The organism is Nocardioides currus (assembly GCF_003057875.1).
In the GTDB taxonomy this organism is placed as follows: Bacteria; Actinomycetota; Actinomycetes; order Propionibacteriales; family Nocardioidaceae; genus Nocardioides; species Nocardioides currus.
In genome coordinates this window covers 286,217-312,792 of the sequence record NZ_PYXZ01000002.1, presented here as the reverse complement: position 1 = coordinate 312,792, position 26,576 = coordinate 286,217, and the positions used below count along the sequence as shown (strand labels likewise).

Genomic DNA, 26,576 nt, shown 5'->3' with positions numbered 1-26,576 from the left:
ACGTCCGGAGCGCCCATCACATCCGCCTGTGGACGACCACGACGGCGATCGGAGTTGTGGAGACCGTTGGGCCCTTGCAACGTCATGGGCGCTGGTCGTTCGGGCGACCACCCGCCATGACGTCAGAGGCGCTTCTGCAGCTCCAGCAGGGTCTCGAGGTGGCGGTAGCCGAGGGCCTCGTTCACGGCGTTCATGTGCTGGTTGACCTCGGCGTTGGAGGTGTCGACGGTGAGCAGGGAGGGGTACGTCGATCGCACGAGGTCGTGGGTGGCGAGCTTGAGCAGCAGCCCCAGCCGGTGACCGCGATGGGCCGGGTCGACGAGGGTGATGCCCACCTGCGCGTGCTCGTGGTCGGTGTCGTCGACCCGGACGTCGGAGACGCCCACCACCGAGCCGTCGGCGGCGATCGCGAGCGCGGTCTGCACGTGCCGACCGGTCGCGACCTGGCGCTGCTCGGCCGCCCGCAGACGGTCCGGGGTCCACTCCGACGACTCGAGGTCGAGGTCGCCGAGCGGCACCTCGTCCATCAGCATCCCGAGCAGCCGGCCGAAGGACACGAGGTGCTCGTCCGGGCAGACGGTGTCGAAGGTGACGACGCGGTAGCCGGCCGCGTCCCCGGCCTCGGCGACGAGGCTCTCGCGCCGCGCGGCGTAGTCGGCCAGCGTCAGCTCCTTGATCGTCTCGCGGCTCGCGACGGCGTAGCCGAGGGCCGCGGCGAAGTGCTCGGCCGCGGCCGTGCCGCCGGGCGGGAGGTAGGCCTCGCTCTGGATCGTCGTGCGGCCGTCCGCCAGCGCGATCGCCTCCAGCCCGCCCACCACGGCGCGCCCGATCCCCTCCCGCTCGCGGCCGGGCTCGACGTAGGCGAAGGCCATCGCCGTGTGCGGGTTGTCCTTCAACGTCCGGGTCAGGAGCCCCGACCCGACGACGTCATCGCCGTCGGCCGCGACCAGGAGGTCGATGCCGCGCTCGGGGTTGTCGGCGGGCAGCGAGACCCGGCTCTGCTCCCACAGCGGCCACGGCTTGCCGGGGCGTACGGCGGTGGCCGACCGTCCGACCTCCCACCACGACCGCAGGGCGGACTCGTCGTGCGGGTCGACAGGGCGGATCTCGATGCTCACCCGCCCGAGGCTAGGCAGGGTGGGGCGCCGGGGCACCCCGATTAGAGGGCGAGCTGCGCCTTCACCACGCCGGCGAGGCGGTGGGCGACGTCGTTGGCGATCTCCGAGGTCGGCGCCTCGACCATGACGCGGACGAGCGCCTCGGTGCCGGAGGGACGCAGGAGGATCCGGCCGGTCTCGCCGAGCGCGGCCTCCTCCTCGGCGACGGCGGCGGCGAGGACGGCGTCGTCGTCGGCCCGGGCCTTGTCGACGTCGGGGACGTTGACGAGCACCTGCGGCAGGCGGGTCATCACCCCGGCCAGGGCCTGGAGCGACTGGCCGGTCGCGGCCATCCGCTCGAGCACCTTGAGCGCGGTCAGGATGCCGTCGCCGGTCGTGGCGTAGTCGGAGAGGATGACGTGACCCGACTGCTCGCCACCGAGGGAGTAGCCGGAGACCTTCATCGCCTCGAGGACGTAGCGGTCGCCGACCTTGGTCTGGCGGACTCCGACCCCGGCGGACCTGAGGGCGCGGACGAAGCCGAGGTTGCTCATCACGGTCGCGACCACGGTGTCCTTGACCAGCAGGCCCTGGTCGCGCAGGGCGAGCGCGAGGACGGCGAGGATCTGGTCGCCGTCGACGACGTTGCCCTCGTGGTCGACGGCCAGGCAGCGGTCGGAGTCGCCGTCGAGGCCGAAGCCCGCGTCGGCGCCGTGCTCGAGGACCGCACGCTGCAGCGACCCCAGGTGGGTCGAGCCGCAGTCGTCGTTGATGTTGAGGCCGTCGGGATCGGCGTGGATCGCGATCACCTCGGCGCCGGCGTCGCGCAGCGCCTTGGGGCCGGCCTCGAAGGCGGCACCCTCGGCGCAGTCGAGCACGACCTTGAGGCCGTCGAGCGGCAGGGTCGTGGAGGCGACGAGGTGGGCGGCGTAGTCGCTGACGGCATCGGCGTACGGCGACACGCGACCGACGGCACCGCCGGTCGGTCGCTGCCACTCCTCGCGCATGCGCTGCTCGATCGCGACCTCGATCGCGTCGTCGAGCTTGTGGCCGCCCCGGGCCAGGAACTTGATGCCGTTGTCGGGCATCGGGTTGTGCGAGGCCGACAGCATCACGCCGAGGTCGGCGCCGAGCGAGCCGGTGAGGTAGGCGACGCCCGGCGTGGGCAGCACGCCGAGCAGCAGCACGTCGACACCGGCCGACGCGAGGCCCGCCACGACGGCGGCCTCGAGGAACTGCCCGGAGATGCGGGTGTCCCGGCCGACCACGGCGACGGGGCGGTGCCCCGCGAAGTCGCCGCGGTCGGCCAGGACGTGTGCTGCAGCAACGGAAAGGTCCAGGGCCAGCTCCGCCGTCAAAGCGACGTTTGCCAGACCCCGGACCCCGTCCGTGCCGAAGAGGCGACCCATGTGTGGCAGGTCAGCGCTTGCTGAACTGCGACGCCTTGCGGGCCTTCTTGAGACCGGCCTTCTTGCGCTCGACGGCGCGGGCGTCACGCGTGAGCAGACCGGCCTTCTTGAGCTCGGCGCGGTTGGCCTCGACGTCGATGCCGTTGAGCGAGCGGGCCACGCCGAGGCGCAGGGCGCCGGCCTGACCGGCGATGCCGCCGCCGTGGATGCGGGCGACGACGTCGAAGCGGCCCTCGAGCTGCAGCGCCACGAAGGGCTCGTTGACGATCTGCTGGTGCAGCTTGTTGGGGAAGTAGCTGTCGAGCGTGCGGCCGTTGACGGTCCACTCGCCGGTGCCCGGGACGAGGCGGACGCGGGCGACGGCCTCCTTGCGGCGGCCGGTGGCCGCGCCGGGCGCGATGGTCGCGGGACGCAGCGGGGCGTCGGCGGACGGGGCGCTCTCCGAGCTGTAGGCGACGCCGTCGGCGTCGGTCTCGTAGGTCTCCTCGACCTCGGTGCTCTCGATGTTCTCAGTCACTGTTCAGTCCTTGCGCTTACTGGGAGACCTGGGAGATCTCGAACGGGATGGCCTGCTGGGCCACGTGCGGGTGCTCCGGGCCGGCGTAGACCTTGAGCTTCTTCAGCACCTGGCGACCGAGCTTGTTCTTGGGGAGCATTCCCCACACAGCGGTCTCGATGGCCTTGCGGGCGTCCTTCTCGAGGAGCTCACCGAACGGCGTCGCGGAGAGACCACCGGGGTAGCCCGAGTGGCGGTAGGCCAGCTTGGTGACCTTCTTGTTGCCGGACAGGGCGACCTTGTCGGCGTTGATGATGATCACGAAGTCGCCCATGTCCATGTGAGGAGCGAAGGTCGCCTTGTGCTTGCCGCGGAGGAGGTTGGCGGTCTGGACGGCGAGGCGTCCGAGGACCACGTCGGTGGCGTCGATGACGAGCCACTGTCGCTGGATGTCAGCGGGCTTGGGGCTGTACGTGCGCACGGCTGTATCCCGTTCTCGTTCGTAGTGCCGGTCGGGAGGTGTCCCGACCGGATGGTGCTGCGGCTTCTGACGAACACTGCCCGGCTCATCGTCGTCCGGGTCTGCACCCTCGGTCCGTGCGGGACCGGGGCGCGGCAGGAGTCGCAACCAGCAAGGTTACGCGCGCGGCAGCGAGGGGGTCAAAACGGCACCGGGGGCCGACGGCGTGGCCGTTCCACATGGCGGGGGGCCATTGGCACCCGCGCGAGGGTCGCGGATAGGTTGGAGGGACAACTGACTCATCGCCTCTAGGAGCCGACGTGACCGACGCACCGGCCAACTCCACGGACTCCCTGACCGTCCGCGACAACCGCACCGGCCAGGAGTACGACATCCCCATCACCGATGGGACGATCAACGCCAAGGACCTCGGCCAGATTCGCACCAGCGACGACCTGCCCGGCCTGGCCACCTACGACCCCGGGTTCGTCAACACCGCCTCGTGCCGCAGCGCGGTCACCTACATCGACGGCGACAAGGGCATCCTGGAATACCGCGGCTACCCGATCGAGCAGCTCGCGGAGTCCTCCAACTTCCTCGAGGTGGCCTACCTCCTGATCAACGGCTCGCTGCCGTCCAGGGCGGAGTACGACGCCTGGGTGCACGAGATCACCTACCACACGTTCGTGCACGAGAACGTGAAGTCCTTCATGGAGGGCTTCCGCTACGACGCCCACCCGATGGGCATGCTGATGGCCTCGGTCGGCGCGCTGTCGACCTTCTACCCCGACGCCCGCAACATCAGCGACGCCGACAACCGGCACATGCAGATGGTCCGGATGATCGCCAAGATGCCGACCCTGGGCGCCTGGTCGTTCCGGCACGCGCAGGGCAAGCCGTTCATCTACCCCGACAACGACCTCGGCTACACCGCCAACTTCCTCTCGATGCTCTTCAAGATGAGCGAGCAGAAGTTCGAGGCCGACCCGCGCCTGGTCAAGGCGCTCGACGTGCTGTTCATCCTGCACGCCGACCACGAGCAGAACTGCTCGACCAACGCCGTGCGCTCCGTGGGCTCCAGCCAGGTCGACCCCTACTCTGCGGTCGCCGCCGGCGTCGGCGCCCTCTACGGCCCGCTGCACGGTGGCGCCAACGAGGCCGTGCTGCGGATGCTGCGCCGCATCGGCAAGAAGGAGAACATCCCCTCCTTCATCGAGGGCGTGAAGGCCGGCAACGAGAAGCTCATGGGCTTCGGCCACCGGGTCTACAAGAACTTCGACCCGCGCGCCACGATCATCAAGAAGGCCTGCGACGACGTCTTCGAGGTCACCGGGGTCAACCCGCTCCTCGAGATCGCCAAGGAGCTGGAGAAGATCGCGCTCGAGGACGAGTACTTCATCAAGCGCAAGCTCTACCCCAACGTCGATTTCTACTCCGGCCTGATCTACGAGGCCTTCCAGTTCCCGCCGGAGATGTTCACGGTCATGTTCGCGATCGGGCGCACGCCCGGCTGGCTCGCCCAGTGGTCCGAGCTGATCCAGGACAAGGACCAGAAGATCGCCCGTCCGAAGCAGATCTACACCGGCGACCGCGAGCTGACGTTCACGCCCGCCGCGCAGCGCTGGCGCTGACCGACCGGCCCTGACGCACCCGTCCCCTCGCTCGAGGGGGCGGGTGCGTTTCTTCATCTTCCCTTCAGCTGCGCTCAGGTGCCTCACAGCCTGGCGCGGCAACCTCGAGAGCATGAGCACCTACGGCCCCGACAGCTACGGCCCGCCCCCGACCACCCCGATGGCTTCCCAGACGGAGGAGCCGCCGAAGAAGAAGCGGCGCGCCGGCCTGGCCGCCGCCGTGGTCGCGACCTCCCTCGTCGTGGGCGGCGGGGCCGGCCTGGGCGGGGCGGCCGCGTGGGACGCGACGCACGACGACTCCCCGAGCGCGACCGCACCCGCCTCCGCCGACGCCTCGCCCGTCGCGCAGACGCAGACCCCCGCTGCCGAGGGGTCGGTCGAGGCCGTCGCGACCAAGGTGCTGCCCAGCGTCGTGAAGATCGACGTGGTCGGGCAGGAGGGGGCCGGGTCCGGCTCCGGCATCATCCTCACCGGCGACGGCACGATCCTGACCAACAACCACGTGGTCGAGGTGGCCGGCGACAGCGGCAAGATCACCGTCGACTTCGCCGACGGCACCAGCGCCGACGCCACCATCCTCGGCACCGACCCGCTCACCGACACCGCGGTGATCAAGGCGGACGGCGTCAGCGACCTCACCGCCGCGTCCATCGGCAAGTCCGAGAACCTCAACGTCGGCCAGCAGGTCGTGGCGGTCGGCTCGCCCTTCGGGCTCGACGCGACCGTCACCAGCGGCATCGTCAGCGCGCTGGACCGGCCGGTCAACGTCGGCACGGACGACGCCGGCAACGCGACGACGTACCCCGCCATCCAGACCGACGCGGCCATCAACCCCGGCAACAGCGGCGGCCCGCTCGTCGACATGACCGGTGCGGTCGTGGGCATCAACTCCTCGATCCGTACGGCAGCCTCCCAGTCGGGCTTCGGCGGGCAGTCGGAGTCGGGCTCGATCGGGCTGGGCTTCGCGATCCCGATCGACGAGGTGATGCCGATCGTCGACCAGATGAGCGCCGGCGAGACGCCGACCCACGCCCGCCTCGGGCTCAAGGTCGGCAACCCCAAGACGGGCGAGTCCGCGGGTGCCGTGGTCAGCGAGGTCACCGCAGGATCGACCGCCGACAAGGGCGGACTGGCCGCCGGCGACGTGATCACCAAGATCGACGACGCGCGCATCACCGACGCCGACTCCCTGGTCGCCACCATCCGCTCCTACCGGCCCGGCGACTCCGTGACCGTGACCTGGACCCAGGGCGGCGACACCAAGACGGGGGACTTCGTGCTTGACTCCGACGCAGAGTGAGTCGCAGCATCGCGCTGCGATGCCCCACCGACGACCAAGCCGAGGACCAGGAGCACCATGCAGCTCAAGCTGTCCGCCGAGGACGCCGCGTTCCGTGACGAGATGCGGACGTTCTTCACCACCGAGTTCCCGCAGGAGATCCGCGACAAGGTGCTCGCCGGGCAGCACCTGACCCACGACGAGATCGTCGCGGGCCAGCGGGCGCTCAACGCCGCCGGCCTCGCGGTGCCGCACTGGCCCGAGGAGTGGGGCGGCAAGGGCTGGACCGACCTGCAGCGCCACCTGTGGCACGAGGAGATGCAGCGCGCGGGGGTGCCGGCACCGCTGGCCTTCAACGCCTCGATGATCGGGCCGGTGCTGGCACAGTTCGGCAGCCAGGAGCAGAAGGAGCGCTTCCTGCCGAAGACGGCCAACCTCGACATCTGGTGGTCGCAGGGGTTCTCCGAGCCCGACGCCGGCTCCGACCTCGCGAGCCTGCGCACGACGGCGGTCCGCGACGGCGACGACTGGATCGTCAACGGGCAGAAGACGTGGACCACGCTGGGGCAGTACGGCGACTGGATCTTCACCCTCGTCCGGACCGACCCGGAGGTGAAGAAGCAGGCCGGTATCTCGATGCTGCTCATCGACATGACGCTCGAGGGGGTCGAGGTCCGCCCGATCGAGCTGATCGACGGCGGCCACGAGGTCAACGAGGTGTGGTTCGACGACGTGCGGGTCCCCGGTGACCTGCTGGTCGGTGAGCAGGGCGGCGGCTGGACGATCGCGAAGTTCCTGCTCGGCAACGAGCGGGTCGGCGTCGCCCCGGTCGGCGCCACCAAGCGGGCCCTCGCACGGCTCAAGGAGGACGCCGGCGACCTGCTCGACGACCCGCTGACCCGGGCGCGGGTGGCCGAGCTCGAGAACGAGCTGCTCGCCCTCGAGCTCACCGCGCTGCGCGTGGTCGCCCACTCGGCCGGCGGCGAGCCGCACCCCGCGTCGTCGGTGCTCAAGCTCAAGGGCACCGAGCTCCAGCAGGCGGTCAGCGAGCTCGCGCTCGACCTCGCCGGCCCGGGGTCGCTGGCCAGCGGGGCCGACGACGACTCCCCCGTGCCCGGCTGGGCCCGGCGGACCGCCCCGACCTACCTCAACCTGCGCAAGGCGTCGATCTACGGCGGATCCAACGAGATCCAGCGCCAGATCATCGCCCGCACGATCCTGGGACTCTGACATGGACTTCACCTACGACGACGAGCAGAAGGCCCTGCGCGAGGCCGTGCGGGGGCTGGCCGGCAAGGCGTACGCCGACTTCGAGAGCCGCCGCACGGCGACCGCCGAGGCGCCCGGGTTCGACGAGGCGCAGTGGGCGCGGCTCGCCGAGATGGGCGTCCTCGGGTTGCCCTTCAGCGAGGACGACGGCGGTGTGGGCGCCGGCCCGGTCGAGATCGGGCTGGTGTGCCAGGAGCTCGGCCGGGTGCTCGCGCCCGAGCCGTTCCTGGCCAGCGTCGTGCACGCCGGCGGGCTGGTGGCGGCCGCCGGGACGCCCGAGCAGCGGGCCGACCTGCTCGGCCGGCTGGCCGCCGGCGAGATCGTCCTCGCCGCCGCGGACACCTCGCCGGGCGGGCGCTGGAGCGCCGACGCCGAGGGCGTCACGGCCGCGGTCGACGGGGACGACTGGACCCTCACCGGGGTCCGCGACCCGGTGCCCAACGGGGCCCGCGCCGACCACGTGATCGTCTCGGCGTCGCTGCCCGACGGCGGCACCGGGCTCTTCGTGGTCGAGGGCGCGGCCGTGACCCGCACCGACTACGCCGCGGTGGACGGGAGCCGTGCCGCGCGCCTGGAGCTGGACGGCACCCCCGCCGTACCCCTCGGGACGCCGGGCCAGGACCTGACCCCCACCATCGCCACCGTCAGCGACATCACCCGCATCATGGGGGCCAACCAGGCGCTCGGCGTGATGCAGGCGCAGGTCGCGGCCACCACCGACTACCTCACGAGCCGCAAGCAGTTCGGCGTCACCCTCAACACCTTCCAGGCGCTCAACTTCCGCGCCGCCGACATGTACGTCTCGCTCGAGCTGGCCCACAGCCTGGTCGACTGGGCGACGATGACGATCTCCGAGGGCAGCCAGGACGACATCGCCGACGCCGCCGACCGGGTCGGGCTCCAGGTCGCGCGGGCGGGACGACACATCGGCCAGGAGGCGATCCAGCTCCACGGCGGGATCGCGATGACGGCGGAGTACTCCGTCGGCGTCGGCACCGCCCACCTCGCCGTGCTCGAGCAGTGGCTCGGCGGCGCGCAGCACCACCTGACGCGACTCTCGGCGCGGGTGGGCGACCACGGCGCGGTCGAGGCGCTCGGCTGATGGACCTCTCCCTGTCCGACGAGCAGGTCGCCTTCCGCGACCTCGCGCGCACGTTCCTGGACCGGGAGGCCGTCCCCCACCGCACGCAGTGGGACCACGACGAGTCCGTCGACCTCGCGATCGTGCCGAAGATGGCGGAGCTCGGGTTCTTCGGGCTCACCATCCCGGAGGAGTACGGCGGGCTCGGCGGCGACTACGTCACCTACGCGCTCGCCATGGAGGAGCTCGGGCGGGCCGACTCCGCCCTGCGCGGCATCGTGTCGGTGAGCAGCGGGCTGGTCGGCAAGTCGATCCTGTTCCACGGCACCGAGGAGCAGAAGCAGGAGTGGCTCCCGCAGCTGGCGAGCGCCACCAAGCTGGGCTGCTTCGGCCTGACCGAGCCCGACACCGGCTCCGACGCCGGCAGCCTCACCTCGCGCGCCACCCGCGACGGCGACGACTGGGTGCTCAACGGGCAGAAGCTGTTCATCACCAACGGCACCTGGGCCGACGTCGCGCTGGTCTTCGCCCGCACGTCCGACCCCGCCGTCGACCCCGGCCCGCGCGGCGTCACGGCCTTCCTGGTGCCGACCGACACCCCCGGCTTCGAGGCCCGCGAGGTCACCGGCAAGCTCGGGCTGCGCGGCCAGGCCACCGCCGAGCTCTTCCTCAGCGACGTACGTCTGCCGTCGTCCGCCGTGCTCGGCGAGGTCGGCCGCGGCTTCAAGATCGCGATGAGCACCCTCGACAAGGGGAGGCTGGCCGTGGCCGCGGGCTGCGTGGGGATCGTGCAGGGCTGCCTCGAGGCCTCGGTCGACTACGCCACCTCCCGCATCCAGTTCGGCAAGCCGATCGCGGCCTTCCAGCTGGTGCAGGACCTGATCGCCGACATCTCGCTGGACGCCGACGCCGCGCGGCTGCTCGTGTGGCGCTGCGCCGACCTGGTCGACCGCGGCGAGCCGTTCGGGACGGCGGCGTCCAAGGCCAAGCTCTTCGCCTCCGAGGCGGCGGTGCGCGCCGCCAACAACGCCATCCAGGTCCACGGCGGGGCGGGGTACGTCGACGACTACCCGGTCGCGAAGTACCTCCGCGACGCCCGGGTGATGACGCTCTACGAGGGCACCAGCCAGATCCAGAAGCTGCTGATCGGCCGCGCGGAGACGGGCATCAGCGCGTTCGGGTGACGCCGCTCCTGCCGGGCCCAACCGGGTCCGGCGCATGATGGAGCGATGACCCCGACCCGGCGCTGGTGCGCGGTCGCGCTGGCCGCGGCCCTTCTCGCGCTCGCGCCGGTCGCCGTACGCTCCCTGCCCGCCGGCGGCGCCGACGTGGACGAGGAGACGGTGCTCGGGCAGGCCCGGGCCGCGGTCGACGGCTCGTGGTCGGGACAGGTGGAGATCGAGGGCACCCTCCAGCTGCCGGACGCCGACCGGTTCAGCGGCATCGCGGCCCTCTTCGGCGAGCGCACCCGCCTGCGTGCGTGGTGGCAGGACGAGGAGCACTGGCGTGTCGACCGGCTGCTGGCCACCGGGGAGGACGACCTCTTCCGTGACGGCGACACCACCATCGGGTGGGACTACGAGCGCGCCGAGGCCACCGTCAGCCGCAACCCCGCCATCCGTCTCCCCCGCGCCGGCGACCTGCTCCCACCTGTCCTGGCCGAGCGGCTCCTGCGCGGACTGTCGGAGTCGGACGCGACGGCCCTCCCGGCCAGGCGGGTGGCCGGACGGAGCGCCGCCGGCCTGCGCGTCCGGCCGTCGTCGCCCCTGTCCAGCATCGACCACGTCGACCTGTGGACCGACCTCGCCTCGGGCGTGCCGCTCCTCGTCGAGGTCTACTCCGGCGGGTCCTCGACGCCCGACTTCAGCTCGCGCTTCACCCACTTCTCCCCCGACCGGCCCGCGGCCGACACCCTCACCTTCGAGGCCACGTCCGGCACCGACGTGGAGTTCGACGACGTGCTGGACATCGCCGACGCGGCCAACCAGTACGCCCCCCTCCGTCCGCCGACCAGCCTCGCCGGGCTCGACCAGTCGGGCGCCTCCGACGGCGCCGTGGGGGTGTACGGCGAGGGCACCGCCCAGGTCATCGCGATCCCGCTCCGCGACCGCGAGGCGGACGCCCTGCGTGAGCAGATGGCGGTCACGCCCGGCGTCGACCGGGACCGGACCCGGACCGTGGTCGCGCTCGGCCCGCTCGGCGTGCTGCTCACCGGCTCGGACGGCGACGGCGGCTGGCTGCTCGCCGGCACGCTCACGCGCGACGCCCTCGAGCGGGCAGGGCGCGACCTGCTGGCGGGCTTCGTCGTCCTGGACGACGCCTCGTGAGCGGCGGGACGGGCGTGGTCCGGACGCACGGCCTGACCAAGCGGTTCGGCCACGTCACGGCCGTGGACTCCGTCGACCTCGACGTGCGGGAGGCCGACGTCTACGGGTTCCTCGGCGCCAACGGGTCCGGCAAGACGACCACGGTCCGGATGCTCCTCGGCCTCGTCCTGGCCACCTCCGGGCAGATCGAGGTGCTCGGGTCCTCGATGCCCGCGGCCGGGCGCGAGGTGCTGCCACAGGTCGGCGCCCTCGTCGAGGGGCCGGCGGCGTACCCCCACCTGTCCGGACGGGCCAACCTCGCGCTCATCGACGCCACCGGCCCCGGTGGCGACCGGCGCTCGCGACGCCGGCGGATCGGGGAGGCCCTCGACCGGGTCGGGCTGGCCAGCATCGACGACCGGGCCGTCCGCGCCTACTCGCTGGGCATGCGGCAACGGCTGGGGCTCGCCGCCGCCCTGCTCCGCCGGCCTCGCCTGCTGGTCCTCGACGAGCCCACCAACGGTCTCGACCCGCAGGGGATCAACGAGATCCGCACGCTGCTGCTCGAGCTCAACCGGGAGGGCACCACGGTGTTCCTCTCCAGCCACCTGCTCGGGGAGATCGAGCAGATGTGCACCCGGGTCGGGGTGCTGGACGGCGGGCGGCTGGTGCTCCAGGACCAGCTCTCCGCCCTGCGGGGCCCCACCGGGCGCACCGAGGTGCACACCCCGGACGTGGACCTCGCGCGGAGCCTGCTGGACGGCACGGTGGAGGAGCACGGCGACGGGCGGCTGTTGGTCCGCGTGCCCGACGTGGCGGAGCTGAACGCGCGGCTCGTCGCGCAGGGGGTGCGGGTGACGCTGCTCGCGCCGGAGCACCGCAGCCTCGAGGAGGTGGTGCTGGAGGCCACGACCTCCGGGACCGACAGGTTCGGGCGGGAGGCGGGCACGCCGTGATGGCCACCGAGCTGTCGAAGCTCTTCCGCAACCGGCGCACCTGGGCGACGATCGCGCTGATCGACGCCCTGCCGACCCTCGTGGCGGTGCTGCTCGCCCTCACCGACCCCGGCCCACGGCCCGGGACCGGACCGGCGTTCCTGTCCGCGGTCCTGACCGACGGCACCCTGTTCCCCCTGGCCGCGCTCGCCCTGGTCCTGCCGCTGTTCCTGCCCATCGCGGTGGCGATCACCGCGGGTGAGGCGATCGCCGGCGAGGCCCAGCAGGGCACCCTGCGCTACCTCCTGATCCGGCCCGTCGGGCGCACCCGGCTGCTCGTCGCCAAGCTGGGTGCCGTCATGGTGTTCGTGGTCGTCACCGTCCTCGTCGTCGCCGTCACGGCCTACGTCGTCGGCGTGCTGCTGCTCGGCGACCAGACCGTGACCGTGACCGGTCCCACCACGAGCGTCTCCGGCACCGCCATGTCGACTCCCGAGCTGGTCGGGCGCACGGCACTCGCCTTCGGCTACGCCATGGTCTGCATGCTCGGCGTCGCCGCGGTCGCCCTGTTCTTCTCGACGATCGCCCAGTCGCCCCTGGGTGCCGCGCTCGGGGCGATGATGCTGCTGGTGGCCTCGACCCTCCTGCTCCCGCTCGACGCCGCCGAGGCCCTGCACCCCTACCTCCTGACGCGGCACTGGCTCGCCTTCGTCGACCTCTTCCGCGACCCGATCCTGTGGACGGACGTCCTGCGCGGGGTGCTCGTGCAGGCGGGCTACATCGTGGTCTTCCTGGGCGCCGCCTGGGCCAACTTCCTGACGAAGGACATCACCGACTGACGCACGCCGAGTCGTCCGGCTCGACGACCGGCCCGGTGCCGAGCACGGATCGGACCATCGCGATCACCGCGGGGGTCCGCGGCACGTCGGCGTGGGCCACGGTCAGGTCCGGGCAGATGCTCTGCACGGAGAAACCGAGCGCCCCCTCGAGGTCGCCCGAGTCCGGGGGCACCACGGTCGCGTCGTCGTCGGTCCACAGGGCGACCCACGCGGGACCGGAGGGCGCCTCGGTCCCGGCGTTCAACGCACGCAGCAGGTCGGAGTCGGGGTCGAGCTGCTGACAGGCCATCGGACAGGCCCGGGTGCCCAGGGACGAGGCCAGCGCGGCGAGGTCGGTGCCGTGGTGGGGCGAGGCGAGCGTGACGGCGCGACGGACCGTCGAGCCCCCGCCGAGGTCGGCGACGTAGATCCGCAGCACCACGCCGCCGGCGGAGTAGCCGACGACGTCGACCGACGACGCCCCGGACTCCTCGAGCGCGGCGTCGACCGCCCGCCCGAGGTCCACCGCCTGCTCGTGCAGGTCCCCCGTCCCCGAGCCGCCGGCCCCGACGATCCGCACCTCACGCCCGGCGCCCTGCAGGGCGTCCGCGAGCACCTCGAGCGCCGACGTCGAGCCTCCGAAGCCGGGCACCAGCAGCACGGGACCGGGGCGGTCCTGCGCCACGGGGCGTACGGCGGGGTCCCGGCGCAGCAGGACGGTCCCGACCACGGCGAGCACGGCGACCACGACCGTGGCCGTCGCACCGACGGCGAAGCGGCGCCGAGCCGGGGACAGGGAGGTGAGCACCGTTCCAGTGTGCCCGGCAGGTGGTCCGTCGGCGGCGCGCCGTCGAGGTCGGGGACGAGTCGGGGGAACGCCCGGCAGAATGGGGGTTGACCCTGTTGGTGGGCGCCCCCGACGCGAGGTGTGCTGGTGACATGACAACGATCCGCATCCCGGGCGGTGTGCGCCGCGTCGTGCTCCGGCTCGCCACGTCCCGCCGCGCCTGCCCGTCCGGAGGCGGGCTCGACGTCTCGACGATCAGTCGGTTCCCGGCGCGGGCCCGGCTCCCGCTGCTGCGTGACGGACTCGACCCCGTGCCGGAGCTGGCGGCGGCCCGCGCCCGCGGCGACGTCACCCGGCTGATCCGCGTGCTGGGCCTCGACGTCTGGCTGGTGACCGGCCACGACCTGGCCCGGACCGTGCTCGCGGACCGGGAGAGCTACAGCAACGACGTGCGTCACCTGCTCGGGACGCGGCCGCGCAGTGCGGCCGAAGAGGTCGGCGGGCTGGGGATGACGGACGCGCCGGACCACACCCGGCTCCGGCGCGTGCTCACCCCCCAGTTCACGGTGCGCCGGCTGGCCCGCCTCGAGGCGGGCATCGACCGGATCGTGGCCGACTGCCTCGACGACATGGAGTCCGCTGGGCCGGTCGTCGACCTGGCCGACCGGCTGGCCTTCGCCGTGCCGTTCCGGGTGATCTGCGACCTGCTCGGCCTGCCCGAGGTCGACCGGGCGGCCTTCCGCTCCCTCGGCACGGCCCGCTTCGACCTCAGCAACGGCGGCGCCGGCACCTTCGGCGCCGCGGCCACCACGCGCGAGTTCCTGATCGACCTCGTCACGCGCCACCGGCAGGGCGGCGCCGGCCTCGACCCCGACGGCCTGATCGCCAGCATCGCCGACGACCACCCCGAGCTCAGCGACGTCGAGGTCGGCGGGCTCGCCGACGGCGTCTTCCTCGGCGGCTTCGAGACCAGCGCCAGCATGCTCGCTCTGGGCACCCTCGTCCTGGTGCGCGACCGCGACGCCTTCGCCTCATTGGCCACCGGCGACCGGGATCAGGTCGACCGGGTCGTCGACGAGCTGCTGCGCTACGTCTGCCCCGTCCAGGTCGCCTTCCCGCGCTTCGCCCGCACCGCCATGGATCTCGGCGGCGTGCGGATCGCCGCCGGTGACCTCGTCCTCGTCTCGCTGACCGGCGCGAGCCGCGACCCGAGGACGAGCACGGCCGACGACTTCGACCCGACGTCGCCGGCCTCGTCCCACCTCGCCTTCGGCCACGGCATGCACCGCTGCGTGGGGGCCGAGCTGGCCCGGATGGAGCTGCGTGCCGCCCTGACCGGTCTCGCGCGCCGGTTCCCCGACCTCGACCTCGCCGTCGACCCCGGCACGCTGTCGTTCACGCCACTGTCCGCGGTCTACGGACTCGAGTCCCTCCCGGTCCGGCTCGACAAGGAGACGGAGGTGGCGCAGTCCGCCTGAGCGGCCTGCGCCGTCAGCGGGCCCGCGCCACCCGACCCTCGTCCCACACCGGACCGTCGGACTCGTAGACCTCGCCGTCCTGGCCGTAGACCAGGAACCGGTCGAAGCCGCGGGCGAACCACCGGTCGTGGGTCACGGCGAGCACCGTCCCCTCGAAGGACGCCAGCCCGGCCTCGAGGGCCTCGGCGCTCTGCACGTCGAGGTTGTCGGTCGGCTCGTCGAGCAGCAGCAGGGTCGCGCCCGAGAGCTCGAGCAGGAGGATCTGGAACCGCGCCTGCTGCCCGCCGCTGAGCGACTCGAAGGCCTGCTCGCCGGCGTGCGCCAGCTCGTAGCGGTCGAGCACGCGAGCGGCCTGCTCCTGACCCATCCCCCTCCGACCGTCCGGTGAGCCGTCGCCGCGGTGCAGGATCTCCAGCAGCGTGCGACCGACCAGCTCGGGGTGCTCGTGGGTCTGCACGAACCAGCCGGGTCGCACCCGCGCACCGAGCTTGGCCTTGCCGGTGTGCGGCACCGGCTTCGGCGGGTCACCGACGGGCTTGTGCTCCACGTCGGGGTCGGAGCCACCGGCGGCCAGCAGCCGCAGGAAGTGCGACTTGCCGGACCCGTTGCTGCCGAGGACGGCCACGCGCTCGCCGTACCAGACCTCGAGGTCGAAGGGACGCATCAGCCCGGTCAGCTCGAGGTCGGTGCACACGACCGCGCGCTTGCCGGTGCGACCACCCGTCAGCCGCATGGTCACCTGCTGCTCGCGCGGCTGCTCGGTCGGCGGGCCGACCTCCTCGAACTTCCGGAGCCGGGTCTGGGCGGCGCGGTACTGCGAGGACATGCCGTCGTTGTACTCCGCCTTGATCTTCAGCCGGAGCACGAGCGCCTTGATCTTCGCGTGCTCCTCGTCCCAGCGGCGACGCTGCTCCTCGAACCGCAGGAAGCGGTCGTTGCGGGCCTCGTGATAGCTCGCGAAGCCGCCCGGGTGCGTCCAGACGAGGTTGCCGGCGTGGCCGAGCTCGACGGTGACGATGCGGGTGGCGGTGTTGGCGAGCAGCTCGCGGTCGTGGCTGATGAACAGGATCGTCTTGGCCGACTCGCGGATCCGCTCCTCGAGCCAGATCTTGCCGGGCACGTCGAGGTAGTTGTCGGGCTCGTCGAGCAGCAGCACCTCGTCGGGCCCGCGGAGGAGGTACTCCAGGACCAGCCGCTTCTGCTCGCCGCCCGACAACGTGCTCAGGAGGCGGTAGCGGGCGCGGTCGAAGGGCAGCGCCATCGCGGTCGTCGTGCACACGTCCCAGGTGACCTCGAGGTCGTAGCCGCCGGCGTCGGCGTAGTCCGACAGCGCCGTCGCGTAGGCCATCTGCGTCGGCTCGTCGTCGCTGTCCATCAGCGCCAGCTCGCACGCGTGCACGGCGTTCGCCGCTTCCCGCACGGCCGGCGGCGCGACGCTGAGCAGCAGGTCGGCGACCGTCTCGTCGCCTCCCCCGTGCCCGACGAACTGGCGCATCACCCCGAGCCCGCCGCTGCGGGTGACGGCGCCGGCGTGCGGCTTCAGGTCGCCGGTGACGATGCGCAGGAGGGTGGTCTTGCCGGCTCCGTTGGCGCCCACCAGGGCGACCTTGGCGCCGTCGGCGACCCGGAAGGAGACGTCGTCGAGAAGGACCCGACCGTCTGGCAGCTCGTAACGCACTCCGGCGACATCCACGTGACCCACGGGCGCCATTGTCCGCGATCGGGCCGCCCCGGGGCCACGCGTTTGTTGGCGCGGACATTCGCCTGCGGTCTAGACCACCACTAGGTTGAGGACCATGTCCCTGCAGCACGACGAAGCCACGTCCTCCGTCCCCCGCTGGCGCATCATCGGCCCCGGCCTCGTCGTCGCGGCGACCGGTGTGGGTGCCGCCGACCTCGTCGCGACCCTGATCGCCGGCCAGAAGTTCGGCTACACCCTGCTGTGGTGCGTGGTCGTCGGCTGCGTGATGAAGATCGTGCTCGTCGAGGGCGCCGGACGCTACTCGCTGGCCACCGGTCGCACGATCTTCGAGGGCTGGCGCTCGCTCGGCATCTGGACGACGTGGTACTTCGCGCCGTACATCGTGATCTGGGGCTTCGTGTACGGCGCCGCCGCGATGGCCGGCACCGGGCTCGCGCTCCAGGGACTCATCGGCGGGCTCTCCACCACGTGGTGGGGCATCGCGTCCGGGTTGCTGGGCCTGCTGCTCGTGTGGACCGGGCGCTACGGCGTGTTCGAGAAGGTGCTGGCCGCGCTGGTCGGGATCATGTTCGTGACGATGGTCGGTGCCGCCCTGCTCACGCTGCCCAACCTCGGCGAGCTGCTGACCGGGCTCGCCCCGCGCATCCCCGACGGTGGGCTGGTCAACACCCTCGCCCTCGCCGGCGGCGTCGGCGGCACCATCACGCTCGCGGCGTACGGCTACTGGCTGCGCGAGAAGGGGTGGAGCACGCCGGCCTACATGCGGGTCATGCGCATCGACAACTCCGTCGCCTACGTCGTCACCGGCATCTTCGTCCTCGCCACCCTGATCGTCGGTGCCGAGCTGCTCTACTCGACCAGCGTGGCCATCGAGAGTGGCGACGCGGGACTCCTCGATCTCGGTGTCGTGCTGCAGGACCGCTACGGCCAATGGGCCGGGAAGGTCTTCCTGCTCGGCTTCTGGGCGGCGGCGATGTCCTCCTTGGTCGGGGTGTGGAACGGCGTCAGCCTGATGTTCGCCGACTTCATGACCAACATCCGCGGCGGCCACAGCGACGACGCCGAGGCCCGCGCCGGCGGCACGTGGTACCGCGCCTACATCCTGTGGCTGACGTTCCCGCCGATGCTGATGCTCTTCCTCGGCAAGCCGGTCTGGCTGATCCTCGCCTACGGCGTGCTCGGGGCGTTCTTCATGCCGTTCCTCGCCATCACGCTGCTGTGGCTGCTCAACACCGACCGCACACCCGCCGAGTGGCGCAACAAGCTGCACTCCAACGTGCTGATGGTGATCATCGCGCTTGCCTTCGTCGCCCTGTGCGTCAACGAGGTGCGCAAGGCGATCGACCAGGCGTGAGTCAGGACGTCGGCCGCTCCAGGGCGGCCGCCAGCTCCGGGGTCACCTCGCGCTCGCCGTCCGCGCGGAAGACACCGTTGCGACCCGGGCACGACGCCCCGGTGACCACCGCGATCGCGTAGGCGCCTCCGTCGAGGACGGCGAACCGGCCCGGGTCGGGCTCCTCGGTCGGGCAGTCGTAGTCGATGCTGCGCTCGGGTGCCGACGCCAGCAGGTCACGGACCCTCGTCGCGTCGGCCGCGGACAGCCGCCTGCTCCACTCGAGGTCGTCGCTGTCGTCGTAGCGGCACACCGAGAGCGAGTCGGAGCCGTCGGCCTTCGATGCCTCCGCGAAGCCGAGCATCGGCGGGCAGCCGTTGTCGTCGGCGCCGTCGGCCTCGACCACCCGCACGGAGCCGACGACCTGCTCGGTCAGGGCCCGGTCCGGGGTCACGACCGTCACGGCCACGTCGGCGTCGTACCAGATGCCCACCCAGGACCGGTCGGGATACAGCGCGTCGAACCCCTCGGGGGCCTGGTAGCGCCAGACGTCGCCGGAGGCCGGGAAGTAGCCCTCCGGGTCGCGCGGCTCGATGATCGCTCCGTAGCCCTGCCCGGGGCTGCACGCGATCATCGGCGTGACGTCGCTCGGGCGCCCGACGGTGGGTGTCGCGGCGGCAGGCTCCGCGGCGTTCGTGCACCACGCGGTCGGGTTGCCGACGCCCCACTCGCCGGGGACCTCGAAGGTCACGTCGTGCCACGACTCCGTGCGGGGCCCGTCGTCGGGGACGGTGCTCGTCGCGGAGGCGGTCGGGGACGTCGGGTCGGTCGCGACGTCGTTCGACCCCGGGTCGCGGTCCCAGACCAGGAAGGGCGCCACGACGACCACGGCCGCGACGACTCCCGCGGTCGCCATCGCCGTACGCCGTCGGCGGAGCCGTCGCCGCGCGCCGCCGGCCAGTCCCTCCGCTCGTGGCGCCTCGGCGGCCCGTCCGCGCAGCGTGTCGCGCAGGGTGTCCTCGAACTCAGTCATCGTCGTCTCCCAGCGCAGTCCTCATGGTGGCGATCCCGCGCGAGACGCGCGAGCGGACGCTGCCCTCGCGCACTCCCGTCAGCGCGGCGATCTCGGGGTAGTCCAGGTCCTCGTAGAAGCGGAGCACCACGGCGGTCCGCTGGTCGGGTGGCAGGGCCCGGCAGGCCTGCCACAGCGCGTCGCGGTCCTCGGACGGCAGGCCCGAGCGGGCCACGCCGTCGACCGGGACCGTCGTCGGGGTCTCCCGCCGGCGGAACCTGCGCCAGCCCGAGACGTTGGCGTTGACCACCATCCGGCGCACGTAGGCGTCGACGTCGTCGGCCCGGCATATCCGATCCCACCGGGGCAGTGCGCGCGACAACGCGTCCTGCACGGCGTCCTCGGCGTCGGCCCGGTTGCCGGTGAGCACGTAGGCCAACCTCAGCAGGTCCGGCCCCCGTGCCGACACCCACGCGTCGAAGTCGGTGATCGCCTCCGCCCGGCTCCCCCGGCCCTGGTCACGAGTCCCCACTGCTGTCCCCATGCCTCACAGACGCGCGGGACCTGCTATCCGTTGCGAGCGGATCAGTCCTCCGTCGACTTCGCCCACAGGTTGATGCCGGACTCGACGGCGTGCTGGTCGATCTCGGCGAGTTCCTCGTCCGTCAGGGGCGGGCCGTCGAGGGCGTCGAGGTTGGTGTCGAGCTGCTCGACGCTGCTCGCGCCGATGACCGCGCTGGTCACCCGGTTGTCGCGGAGCACCCACTGGAGGGCGAGCTGGGCGAGCTTCTGCCCGCGCCGCTGCGCGATCTCGTTCAGCGCCCGCACCCGGCGCAGCACGTCCTCGTCGAGCCCGGCGATGGTGCTGTCGTCCCGGGCGGCGCGCGAGTCGTCGGGGACGCCGTCGAGGTAGCGGTCGGTGAGGAGGCCCTGGGCCAGCGCGGTGAAGACGATGCACCCCATGCCCTGCTCCTCGAGCTCGTCGAGCAGGCTCTGCCCACCGTCCTCGGCCTCGATCCAGCGGTTGAGCATCGAGTAGGACGGCTGGTGGATCAGCAGCGGCGTCCCGAGGTCGCGGGCGATGCCGGCCGCCTCGCGGGTCTTGGCTGCGGAGTAGGACGAGATGCCGGCGTAGAGCGCGCGCCCCGAACGCACGGCCGTGTCGAGCGCCATCATCGTCTCCTCGACCGGGGTCTCGGGGTCGAAGCGGTGGCTGTAGAAGATGTCGACGTAGTCGAGGCCCATTCGGGCCAGCGACTGGTCGAGGCTGGCGAGGACGTACTTCCGCCCGCCCCCGCCCTGGCCGTAGGGCCCCGGCCACATGTCGTAGCCCGCCTTGGTCGAGATGACGAGCTCGTCGCGGTAGGGCTTGAAGTCCTCGGCGAGGTAGCGCCGGAAGTTCTCCTCCGCCCGGCCGTACGGCGGGCCGTAGTTGTTCGCCAGGTCGATGTGCGTCACGCCGCGGTCGAAGGCCCGTCGCAGGATCGCCCGCTGCGTCTCCTCCGGACGGTCGTCGCCGAAGTTCTGCCACAGCCCGAGGCTCAGCGGCGGGAGCTTGAGCCCGCTGCGGCCGGTCAGGCGGTAGTCGGTGTGGTCGTAGCGGTCCTGCGCGGCGTCGTACGTCATGGCTGCACTCTGTCAGGCCGCTTGGTCTCCGGACTAGCGTGGCCGGATGGCCCGCGCACGCCGCCCCGCCCCGCTTCCCGCCACGTTGCTGGGGCTGCTGGGGCTGCTGGCCGTCGCGGCGGGAGCGGGCTGCGCGGCCGAGCCCGAGCGCTCGGCTCGCCGCCCGGCCGGGTCGACGAGCACGGGACCGTCCTCGTCACCACCGTCGCCGACTCGGACGCCGACGTCGACGCCCACGTCGTCGTCCCCCTCGCCCACACCGCCCGCCACCGAGACCCCGGCGCGTCCCGAGCCGGCCCGCTCGTTCCTCTCGATCCCGCGACTCGGCCTCGCGGACTTCCCGGTCGTCCGCTACCGCGGGTCACCCGACGACGCCGTGGGGACCCGCCTGCAGAACGACGGCTCGCTCGCCTCGCCGCGCGGCCGGTCGGGCGGGGAGGCGCCGGGCGAGATCGGCAACTACATCGTGACCGGGCACCGGCTCTCCTCGACCGAGCCGTTCCGCTATCTGCCGTCGCTGCCGAACGGCAGCCGGGTCCGGATCAGGGTGGCCGACGTCGTGCACGTCTACGAGGTGCGTCGCACGCGGTGGACGTCCTTCCGGTCGCGGGCCTCGCTGGCGGCGCAACGCGCCGCGGTCCCGGGACGACCCGGCGTGGCGGCGACGCGGGCGATGATCACGCTGTCGACCTGCGCCACGATCGAGGACCACGCGGCCGGCAACTACTGGGCCGACGAGTTCGACAACCCCGAGCACCGGATCGAGAAGATCGGCGTGCTCGTGGCCACCCGCCCGGCCTGAGCACCCACTGGCACGATGGGTCACGCTGATCGCGCACGCCCACTGACGAACGGAGCCCGCCATGCCCCTGATCTACCCGGTCGCCGAGGACACCCCGGACGACGCCGACACCACCTTCGACGACTTCGCCGACGACTGGTCCGAGACGTGGGTCGTGGAGATCGACACCGACCACGAGAGCGAGGACGAGGGTGAGTACGTCCGCCTCGGCCCCGTCGGTGCGCAACAGGCCTGGGACCTCGCCCACGAGATCGAGGACAAGCGGCCCGGCTGGGTGATCAGCATCCTGCCGATCTTCGCCGTCGAGACCGACGCCGACGACCTCATCGCCCAGATCGAGAGCGACGACGACTGAGACCGGTCGTCAGCCGCGACGCGTCTCCAGCACCCGGAACCCCTTGACGCTGGAGAGCCGCGTCGTGGGCCAGCCCTGCTCGCCCAGCCAGCGCTGCAGCGAGTCGGCGCCGAGGTTCTTGCCGACGACCATGACGGCCCGCCCGTCGGGGCGCAGCCGCGGCAGCCACGTCAGCAGCAGCTCGTGCAACGCGGCCTTGCCGATCCGGATGGGCGGGTTGGACCAGATCTCGTCGAAGGTCATGTCGCTCGGGACCTGCTCGGGCAGGGCCGCGACGAAGCGCGAGGCGAGGCCCAGGGCCTCGGCGTTCTCGTTGGCCAGGAGCAGGGCGCGCTCGTTGACGTCGACCGCGGTGACGGTCGCGAGGGGTACGGCGCGGGCGATCGCGAGCCCGATGGCGCCGTACCCGCAGCCCAGGTCGAGGAACTGGCCCTGCACCGGCGGCTCGAGCTCGCGGAACAGCACGGCGGTCGCGTGGTCGAGGTGCCCGCGGCTGAAGACGCCGGACGCGCTGGCCAGCTCGAGGGAGTGGCCCCACGCCTGCGCCGTGAACGTCTCCCGGGTGAAGGGCGCGGCGGGGTCGGCGGAGAAGTAGTGGTCCTCGGTCACGGGATGGGGCTCCTCGGGTTGCGGGCACGAGCGGCCTGGGCGGCCAGCTCGTCGCCCTCGGGATAGCCGACCTCCTCGAGGGTCAGGCCGTGGGGGCGCACGACGACCACCGCGGGGTCGCGGACGCGGCCGGCCAGGATCCCGGCGGCCCAGGCGGGCTCGCGGCGGCCCTCGCCGACGGCCAGCAGGCAGCCCACCAGCGAGCGGACCATGCTGTGGCAGAAGGCGTCGGCGACCACCCGCCCCTCGAGCAGGCCGGCTTCGCCCCGTGACCACGAGAGCTCGAGCAGGGTGCGGACCGTGGTGGCTCCCTCGCGCCGCTTGCAGAAGGCGGCGAAGTCCTGGAGCCCGACCAGCGGCGCGGACGCCTCGTTCATCGCATCGACGTCGAGCGCACGCGGCCAGGCGAGCACGTGGCGGCGGGTGAGGGGGTCGACCAGGTCCGCGCGGTCCGCGATGCGGTAGGCGTAGCGGCGCCACGTCGCGGAGAACCGCGCGTCGAACCCGGGCGGCGCCTCCACGGCGCGCCGCACCCGGACGTCGGGCGGCAGGATGCCGTTGAGCCGGCGCGCCAGCGACTCGGGCGCCGACACCGGTCGTCGACCGGCGGCGGCCGCCAGCACGTCCGGCTCGACGTCGAGGTGGACCACCTGCCCGCGGGCGTGCACTCCGGTGTCCGTCCGTCCGGCGCAGACGACGCGGACCGGGAGCCGCAGGGTCGTGGAGAGCGCGTCCTCGAGCACGCTCTGGACGGTGCGCAGCGTGGGCTGGGTCGCCCAGCCGTTGAAGTCGGTCCCGTCGTAGGACAGGTCGAGCCGGATGCGCACCCCGCAGATCCTAGGTGGCCGGGCCCGTCAGGATCGACGGAGGCAGAACGTCCGCGACGCGACGACCGCTGTCGCGCCATACTCGATCCCGTGAGCAACCCGGCGATCATCCTCGTCTCCGACCAGCACCTCGACGTCCTCGAGCAGCAGTTCTGGCGCTACAGCCGGGAGTACGACGTCCGCTGCGTCCGCACCGCCATGGAGGCCAAGCACCAGGCGATCGACGTGCTGAAGGGCGGCGGACAGGTCGCCCTGTTCGTGCTGGAGTCGCGGCTCGCGGACATGGAGGTCTATCCCGCGATCGCCAAGATCCGGGAGTCGGTGCCGACCGCGCGCCGCGTGGTGGTGGCGCACTGGGAGAACTTCCGCGTGGACGCCGACGCGCTGCGGCACGGCCAGGCCACCGGGAAGTACGACGCGTTCCTCCTGATGCCCCGCGGGATCCGCGACGAGGAGTTCCACACCGCGATCATCGACCTCCTCAACGACTGGGCGGCGACCGTGGCGGTGCCCGAGGTCTACTCCGTGCGCATCGTGACCCCGGAGCAGGACGTGCTGACGCTCCAGCTGCGGGACTACCTCGACCGGGTCGGGGCGCCCTGCGGCGTCTTCCACCCCGACAGCGACGAGGGCCGTGAGGTGCTCGGGCGCCACACCGGCGAGCCCGACGCGTGGCCGCTCGTCGAGACCTTCAACTCCACGGTCCCCTTCGTCCCGACGAGCACCCGCGACCTCGCCGTCACGCTCTACGGGCGGCCCGACGACATCGAGGTCGACCAGGTCGTCGACGTGGTGGTCGTCGGCGCCGGGCCGGCCGGGCTCGCCGCCAGCGTCTACGCGGCGAGCGAGGGGCTGTCGACGGTGACCATCGAGAGCGAGGCGATCGGCGGGCAGGCCGGCACCAGCTCGATGATCCGCAACTACCTCGGCTTCCCCCGCGGCATCTCCGGGATGCGCCTGGCGCAGCGCGCCCGCAACCAGGCGATCCGCTTCGGCACCCGGTTCTTCACCGGGTGGCCCGTGCTGGGGCTGGAGCCCGGCCGCGACGGCGCTCCCCACGTCGTGCGCACCGAGGGCGGCGACGTGCACGCCCGCGCCGTGGTGATCGCGACCGGCGTCACCTACCGGCGCATCGGCATCGAGTCCATCGACACCCGGATCGGCTACGGCGTCCACTACGGCGCCGCGATGGCCGCCTCGCGCGAGATGGAGGGCGGCGACGTCATCGTCGTCGGCGGCGGCAACAGCGCCGGGCAGGCGGCGGTGCACCTGTCCCGGTTCGCCCGGTCCGTGACGATCATGGTCCGCCGCCCCGACCTGGCGGCCACCATGTCGCACTACCTGGTCAAGGAGATCGGCTTCAACCCCCGCATCGAGGTGCTGGCGTCGTCGCGCATCGTCGAGGGCGGTGGGGCCGAGCGGCTCGAGTGGGTCGACGTCGAGGACGTCACCACCGGTGAGGTCCACCGGCGCGACGTCCGCGGGGTGTTCCTCCTCCTGGGCGCCGAGCCGCACTGCGACTGGCTGCCCGACCAGGTCGCCCGCGACGAGCGCGGCTTCGTGCTGACCGGTCGTGACGTGCCGGGCGAGGCGTGGGCCGAGGGGCGGCCCCCGGCCAACCTGGCCACCACCGTCCCCGGCATCTTCGCCGCCGGCGACATCCGCTCCGGCTCGATGAAGCGGGTGGCCTCGGCCTCCGGCGAGGGCGCCTCGGTCGTCTCGCTGGTGCACTCCTTCCTCGAATGATCCTTGTTCAACCGAACGGTTGACAACGATCCTCTGGTCGGCCTACCTTTTATTCAACCAATCAGTTGAAGAAGGTGCCTCGCATGACCGACCAGCTCTCCAAGGTCTTCGCCGCCCTGGCCGACCCGACGCGGCGCGACATGGTCGCCCGGCTGACGGAGGCCGACGCGACGGTGAACGACCTGGCGGCGCCGTACGACGTCAGCCTGCAGGCCGTCTCCAAGCACCTCAAGGTGCTCGAGGACGCGGGCCTGGTCAGCCGCACCCGGGAGGCCCAGCGCCGACCGGTGCACCTGGAAGCAGAGGTGTTCGACCTGATGACCAAGTGGATCGAGCGTTACCGCCGGCAGGCCGAGGAGCGGTTCAGCCGCCTCGACGCCGTGCTGGCCGCCATGAACGCAGAGAACGCAGAGAACAACCGGACCCCGCAGGAAGGAACCGCATCATGACCGCCGTGCAGAACCCCGACACCCGCTACACCGAGGCCGCGATCGAGGCCGACCAGGACGTGCCCGCCGTGCACATCTGGCGCGACTTCGAGGCCACCCCGGGCCAGCTCGTGCGCGCCCACACCGACCCGGAGCTGTTCGCGCAGTGGGTCGGTCCCGACTCCCTGACGACCCGCATCGACCAGTGGGACTGCCGCACGCTCGGCTCCTACCGCTACGTCTCCGAGCGCGACGGCGAGGAGTACGCCTTCCGTGGCACGTTCCCGTTCGTCGGCGAGGACAAGATCGTGCAGACGTTCACCTGGGAGGGCATGCCCGACGCGATCGCCCTGGAGACCATGACCTTCGAGGACCTCGGCGACGGCCGCACCCGGATGCACGGCTTCTCGCTGTGCGACTCCTTCGAGGGCCGCGACGGCATGCTGTCCAGCGGCATGGAGGTCGGCGTGCACGAGGGCTACGCCAAGCTCGACCGGATGCTCGCCGACGGAGTGCTGGCCGATGGCGCTGCCTGAGTCCCCGGCCCAGCGCCACCGCGCGGTGGCGGCCACCTTCTCCGACCGCGTCGCGCAGACTCACGACTGGGAGGCGCCCGCGCCGGTGCCCGGCTGGACCGCACGCGACGTGGTGGGCCATCTCGTCGAGTGGTTCCCCGGCTTCCTGTCCGCGGGCGGTGTCACGCTGCCCGCCGGCCCGGGCGTGGCCGACGACCCGGTCGCTGCGTGGCGCCACCACGCCGACGGGGTGCGGGAGCTGATCGACACCCGCGGCGACGAGGAGTTCACCCACCCCTTCACCGGCACCCAGCGGCTCGAGGACGCCGTCGACCGGTTCTACACCGCCGACGTCTTCATGCACACCTGGGACCTGGCGACCGCCACCGGCCAGCCGCACGGCCTCGACGAGGACTTCGCGGCCACGATGCTCGCGGGGATGCAGCCCATCGAGGAGATGCTGCGCAGCTCGGGGCAGTACGGCGCCGCGGTGCCCGTCCCCGACGACGCCCCCGTGGTCGACCGGCTGATGGGCTTCATCGGCCGCGACCCGGCCTGGTCGGCCGGCTGAGCAG

27 protein-coding genes are annotated in these 26,576 nt (G+C 72.3%); 16 read left to right on the top strand and 11 right to left on the bottom strand.

Features of this window, described 5'->3' with window-relative positions; translation table 11 throughout:
* Positions 1-122: 122 nt before the first annotated feature.
* From C7S10_RS06595 to rplM, 4 genes are read right to left on the bottom strand one after another with little or no spacing between them, the layout of a single operon-like run.
* The gene (locus tag C7S10_RS06595; RefSeq protein ID WP_108343614.1) at positions 123-1,118 is read right to left on the bottom strand and encodes a GNAT family N-acetyltransferase; all 996 of its coding nucleotides are present in this window, start codon (positions 1,116-1,118) and stop codon (positions 123-125) included.
* Positions 1,119-1,159: 41 nt separating this feature from the next.
* Positions 1,160-2,506 (bottom strand): phosphoglucosamine mutase, encoded by a 1,347-nt coding sequence (glmM, locus tag C7S10_RS06590; protein WP_108343613.1) that lies wholly within the window; start codon positions 2,504-2,506, stop codon positions 1,160-1,162.
* A 10-nt stretch (positions 2,507-2,516) separates the two neighbouring features.
* Positions 2,517-3,023, bottom strand: coding sequence for a 30S ribosomal protein S9 (gene rpsI / locus C7S10_RS06585; protein ID WP_108343612.1), 507 nt, complete (start codon positions 3,021-3,023; stop codon positions 2,517-2,519).
* A gap of 16 nt (positions 3,024-3,039) precedes the next feature.
* Positions 3,040-3,483, bottom strand: coding sequence for a 50S ribosomal protein L13 (rplM, locus tag C7S10_RS06580; protein ID WP_108343611.1), 444 nt, complete (start codon positions 3,481-3,483; stop codon positions 3,040-3,042).
* A 299-nt stretch (positions 3,484-3,782) separates the two neighbouring features.
* On the opposite strand from rplM, the gene C7S10_RS06575 reads away from it, so the two are divergent.
* The 8 genes from C7S10_RS06575 to C7S10_RS06540 all read left to right on the top strand — a co-directional run bounded on the left by C7S10_RS06575 (position 3,783) and on the right by C7S10_RS06540 (position 12,802).
* Complete coding sequence (locus tag C7S10_RS06575) at positions 3,783-5,093, top strand: citrate synthase (RefSeq protein WP_108343610.1); 1,311 nt, start codon at positions 3,783-3,785, stop codon at positions 5,091-5,093.
* Positions 5,094-5,205: 112 nt separating this feature from the next.
* The gene (locus C7S10_RS06570; protein WP_108343609.1) at positions 5,206-6,393 is read left to right on the top strand and encodes a S1C family serine protease; all 1,188 of its coding nucleotides are present in this window, start codon (positions 5,206-5,208) and stop codon (positions 6,391-6,393) included.
* Positions 6,394-6,450: 57 nt separating this feature from the next.
* Positions 6,451-7,602, top strand: a complete 1,152-nt coding sequence (locus C7S10_RS06565) for an acyl-CoA dehydrogenase family protein (protein ID WP_108343608.1) — start codon at positions 6,451-6,453, stop codon at positions 7,600-7,602.
* Between the two features lies 1 nt (position 7,603).
* The gene (locus C7S10_RS06560) at positions 7,604-8,743 is read left to right on the top strand and encodes an acyl-CoA dehydrogenase family protein (RefSeq protein ID WP_108343607.1); all 1,140 of its coding nucleotides are present in this window, start codon (positions 7,604-7,606) and stop codon (positions 8,741-8,743) included.
* Positions 8,743-9,906 carry an acyl-CoA dehydrogenase family protein gene (locus C7S10_RS06555; protein ID WP_108343606.1) on the top strand — a complete coding sequence of 388 codons (1,164 nt, stop codon included), beginning with the start codon at positions 8,743-8,745 and terminating at the stop codon, positions 9,904-9,906. The genes C7S10_RS06560 and C7S10_RS06555 overlap by 1 nt, the downstream gene beginning before the upstream one ends.
* Positions 9,907-9,951: 45 nt before the next feature.
* Positions 9,952-11,049, top strand: a complete 1,098-nt coding sequence (locus tag C7S10_RS06550; RefSeq protein WP_108343605.1) for a hypothetical protein — start codon at positions 9,952-9,954, stop codon at positions 11,047-11,049.
* On the top strand, positions 11,046-11,984 hold the full coding sequence (locus C7S10_RS06545; RefSeq protein WP_243395243.1) for an ABC transporter ATP-binding protein: 939 nt from the start codon (positions 11,046-11,048) through the stop codon (positions 11,982-11,984). The genes C7S10_RS06550 and C7S10_RS06545 overlap by 4 nt, the downstream gene beginning before the upstream one ends.
* Positions 11,984-12,802: an ABC transporter permease gene (locus tag C7S10_RS06540; RefSeq protein ID WP_165807071.1), complete on the top strand. Its 819-nt coding sequence runs from the start codon at positions 11,984-11,986 to the stop codon at positions 12,800-12,802. Before C7S10_RS06545 ends, C7S10_RS06540 begins: the two co-directional genes overlap by 1 nt.
* On the opposite strand, the gene C7S10_RS06535 is transcribed toward C7S10_RS06540, so the two are convergent.
* Complete coding sequence (locus tag C7S10_RS06535) at positions 12,792-13,589, bottom strand: lipase family alpha/beta hydrolase (RefSeq protein WP_207769260.1); 798 nt, start codon at positions 13,587-13,589, stop codon at positions 12,792-12,794. The two genes, C7S10_RS06540 and C7S10_RS06535, sit on opposite strands and share 11 nt — an antisense overlap.
* Before the next feature lie 131 nt (positions 13,590-13,720).
* On the opposite strand from C7S10_RS06535, the gene C7S10_RS06530 reads away from it, so the two are divergent.
* A complete protein-coding gene (locus C7S10_RS06530; protein ID WP_108343603.1) occupies positions 13,721-15,046 on the top strand; it encodes a cytochrome P450 in 1,326 nt (441 codons plus the stop codon).
* 13 nt (positions 15,047-15,059) lie between these two features.
* Here C7S10_RS06530 and C7S10_RS06525 read toward each other — a convergent pair whose 3' ends face one another.
* Positions 15,060-16,748, bottom strand: a complete 1,689-nt coding sequence (locus C7S10_RS06525) for an ABC-F family ATP-binding cassette domain-containing protein (RefSeq protein ID WP_108344014.1) — start codon at positions 16,746-16,748, stop codon at positions 15,060-15,062.
* A gap of 94 nt (positions 16,749-16,842) precedes the next feature.
* On the opposite strand from C7S10_RS06525, the gene C7S10_RS06520 reads away from it, so the two are divergent.
* Complete coding sequence (locus C7S10_RS06520) at positions 16,843-18,102, top strand: Nramp family divalent metal transporter (protein ID WP_108343602.1); 1,260 nt, start codon at positions 16,843-16,845, stop codon at positions 18,100-18,102.
* Between the two features lies 1 nt (position 18,103).
* Here C7S10_RS06520 and C7S10_RS06515 read toward each other — a convergent pair whose 3' ends face one another.
* The 3 genes from C7S10_RS06515 to mgrA are packed head-to-tail and all read right to left on the bottom strand — an operon-like array spanning position 18,104 to position 20,719.
* Positions 18,104-19,114 (bottom strand): hypothetical protein, encoded by a 1,011-nt coding sequence (locus C7S10_RS06515; RefSeq protein ID WP_108343601.1) that lies wholly within the window; start codon positions 19,112-19,114, stop codon positions 18,104-18,106.
* Positions 19,107-19,625 (bottom strand): SigE family RNA polymerase sigma factor, encoded by a 519-nt coding sequence (locus C7S10_RS06510; RefSeq protein ID WP_243395242.1) that lies wholly within the window; start codon positions 19,623-19,625, stop codon positions 19,107-19,109. Before C7S10_RS06510 ends, C7S10_RS06515 begins: the two co-directional genes overlap by 8 nt.
* 53 nt (positions 19,626-19,678) lie before the next feature.
* Positions 19,679-20,719 carry an L-glyceraldehyde 3-phosphate reductase gene (mgrA, locus tag C7S10_RS06505; protein ID WP_108343599.1) on the bottom strand — a complete coding sequence of 347 codons (1,041 nt, stop codon included), beginning with the start codon at positions 20,717-20,719 and terminating at the stop codon, positions 19,679-19,681.
* 46 nt (positions 20,720-20,765) lie between these two features.
* Here mgrA and C7S10_RS06500 point away from each other — a divergent pair, with 46 nt between their 5' ends.
* Both C7S10_RS06500 and C7S10_RS06495 read left to right on the top strand, forming a co-directional pair.
* Positions 20,766-21,521, top strand: a complete 756-nt coding sequence (locus C7S10_RS06500) for a class E sortase (protein WP_108343598.1) — start codon at positions 20,766-20,768, stop codon at positions 21,519-21,521.
* A 61-nt stretch (positions 21,522-21,582) separates the two neighbouring features.
* Complete coding sequence (locus C7S10_RS06495) at positions 21,583-21,876, top strand: hypothetical protein (protein WP_108343597.1); 294 nt, start codon at positions 21,583-21,585, stop codon at positions 21,874-21,876.
* Between the two features lie 9 nt (positions 21,877-21,885).
* On the opposite strand, the gene C7S10_RS06490 is transcribed toward C7S10_RS06495, so the two are convergent.
* Both C7S10_RS06490 and truA read right to left on the bottom strand, forming a co-directional pair.
* Complete coding sequence (locus C7S10_RS06490) at positions 21,886-22,485, bottom strand: class I SAM-dependent methyltransferase (protein WP_108343596.1); 600 nt, start codon at positions 22,483-22,485, stop codon at positions 21,886-21,888.
* Positions 22,482-23,312, bottom strand: a complete 831-nt coding sequence (truA, locus tag C7S10_RS06485) for a tRNA pseudouridine(38-40) synthase TruA (protein WP_108344013.1) — start codon at positions 23,310-23,312, stop codon at positions 22,482-22,484. Before truA ends, C7S10_RS06490 begins: the two co-directional genes overlap by 4 nt.
* A 90-nt stretch (positions 23,313-23,402) precedes the next feature.
* Here truA and C7S10_RS06480 point away from each other — a divergent pair, with 90 nt between their 5' ends.
* The 4 genes from C7S10_RS06480 to C7S10_RS06465 all read left to right on the top strand — a co-directional run bounded on the left by C7S10_RS06480 (position 23,403) and on the right by C7S10_RS06465 (position 26,572).
* A complete protein-coding gene (locus C7S10_RS06480; protein WP_207769259.1) occupies positions 23,403-25,058 on the top strand; it encodes an NAD(P)/FAD-dependent oxidoreductase in 1,656 nt (551 codons plus the stop codon).
* Between the two features lie 83 nt (positions 25,059-25,141).
* Entirely contained in the window at positions 25,142-25,507 is a 366-nt protein-coding gene (locus tag C7S10_RS06475) for an ArsR/SmtB family transcription factor (RefSeq protein WP_108343595.1), read from the top strand.
* On the top strand, positions 25,504-26,022 hold the full coding sequence (locus C7S10_RS06470) for an SRPBCC domain-containing protein (protein ID WP_108343594.1): 519 nt from the start codon (positions 25,504-25,506) through the stop codon (positions 26,020-26,022). Before C7S10_RS06475 ends, C7S10_RS06470 begins: the two co-directional genes overlap by 4 nt.
* Entirely contained in the window at positions 26,009-26,572 is a 564-nt protein-coding gene (locus C7S10_RS06465) for a TIGR03086 family metal-binding protein (RefSeq protein WP_108343593.1), read from the top strand. The genes C7S10_RS06470 and C7S10_RS06465 overlap by 14 nt, the downstream gene beginning before the upstream one ends.
* Positions 26,573-26,576: the final 4 nt, after the last annotated feature.

Bases quoted from the DNA above. Each gene is read 5' to 3' on its own strand.
- glmM (WP_108343613.1), bottom strand. From the start codon at position 2,506: ATGGGTCGCCTCTTCGGCACGGACGGGGTCCGGGGTCTGGCAAACGTC.
- C7S10_RS06570 (WP_108343609.1), top strand. From the start codon at position 5,206: ATGAGCACCTACGGCCCCGACAGCTACGGCCCGCCCCCGACCACCCCG.
- C7S10_RS06565 (WP_108343608.1), top strand. From the start codon at position 6,451: ATGCAGCTCAAGCTGTCCGCCGAGGACGCCGCGTTCCGTGACGAGATG.
- C7S10_RS06560 (WP_108343607.1), top strand. From the start codon at position 7,604: ATGGACTTCACCTACGACGACGAGCAGAAGGCCCTGCGCGAGGCCGTG.
- C7S10_RS06555 (WP_108343606.1), top strand. From the start codon at position 8,743: ATGGACCTCTCCCTGTCCGACGAGCAGGTCGCCTTCCGCGACCTCGCG.
- C7S10_RS06550 (WP_108343605.1), top strand. From the start codon at position 9,952: ATGACCCCGACCCGGCGCTGGTGCGCGGTCGCGCTGGCCGCGGCCCTT.
- C7S10_RS06540 (WP_165807071.1), top strand. From the start codon at position 11,984: ATGGCCACCGAGCTGTCGAAGCTCTTCCGCAACCGGCGCACCTGGGCG.
- C7S10_RS06530 (WP_108343603.1), top strand. From the start codon at position 13,721: ATGACAACGATCCGCATCCCGGGCGGTGTGCGCCGCGTCGTGCTCCGG.
- C7S10_RS06520 (WP_108343602.1), top strand. From the start codon at position 16,843: ATGTCCCTGCAGCACGACGAAGCCACGTCCTCCGTCCCCCGCTGGCGC.
- C7S10_RS06515 (WP_108343601.1), bottom strand. From the start codon at position 19,114: ATGACTGAGTTCGAGGACACCCTGCGCGACACGCTGCGCGGACGGGCC.
- mgrA (WP_108343599.1), bottom strand. From the start codon at position 20,719: ATGACGTACGACGCCGCGCAGGACCGCTACGACCACACCGACTACCGC.
- C7S10_RS06500 (WP_108343598.1), top strand. From the start codon at position 20,766: ATGGCCCGCGCACGCCGCCCCGCCCCGCTTCCCGCCACGTTGCTGGGG.
- C7S10_RS06495 (WP_108343597.1), top strand. From the start codon at position 21,583: ATGCCCCTGATCTACCCGGTCGCCGAGGACACCCCGGACGACGCCGAC.
- C7S10_RS06475 (WP_108343595.1), top strand. From the start codon at position 25,142: ATGACCGACCAGCTCTCCAAGGTCTTCGCCGCCCTGGCCGACCCGACG.
- C7S10_RS06470 (WP_108343594.1), top strand. From the start codon at position 25,504: ATGACCGCCGTGCAGAACCCCGACACCCGCTACACCGAGGCCGCGATC.
- C7S10_RS06465 (WP_108343593.1), top strand. From the start codon at position 26,009: ATGGCGCTGCCTGAGTCCCCGGCCCAGCGCCACCGCGCGGTGGCGGCC.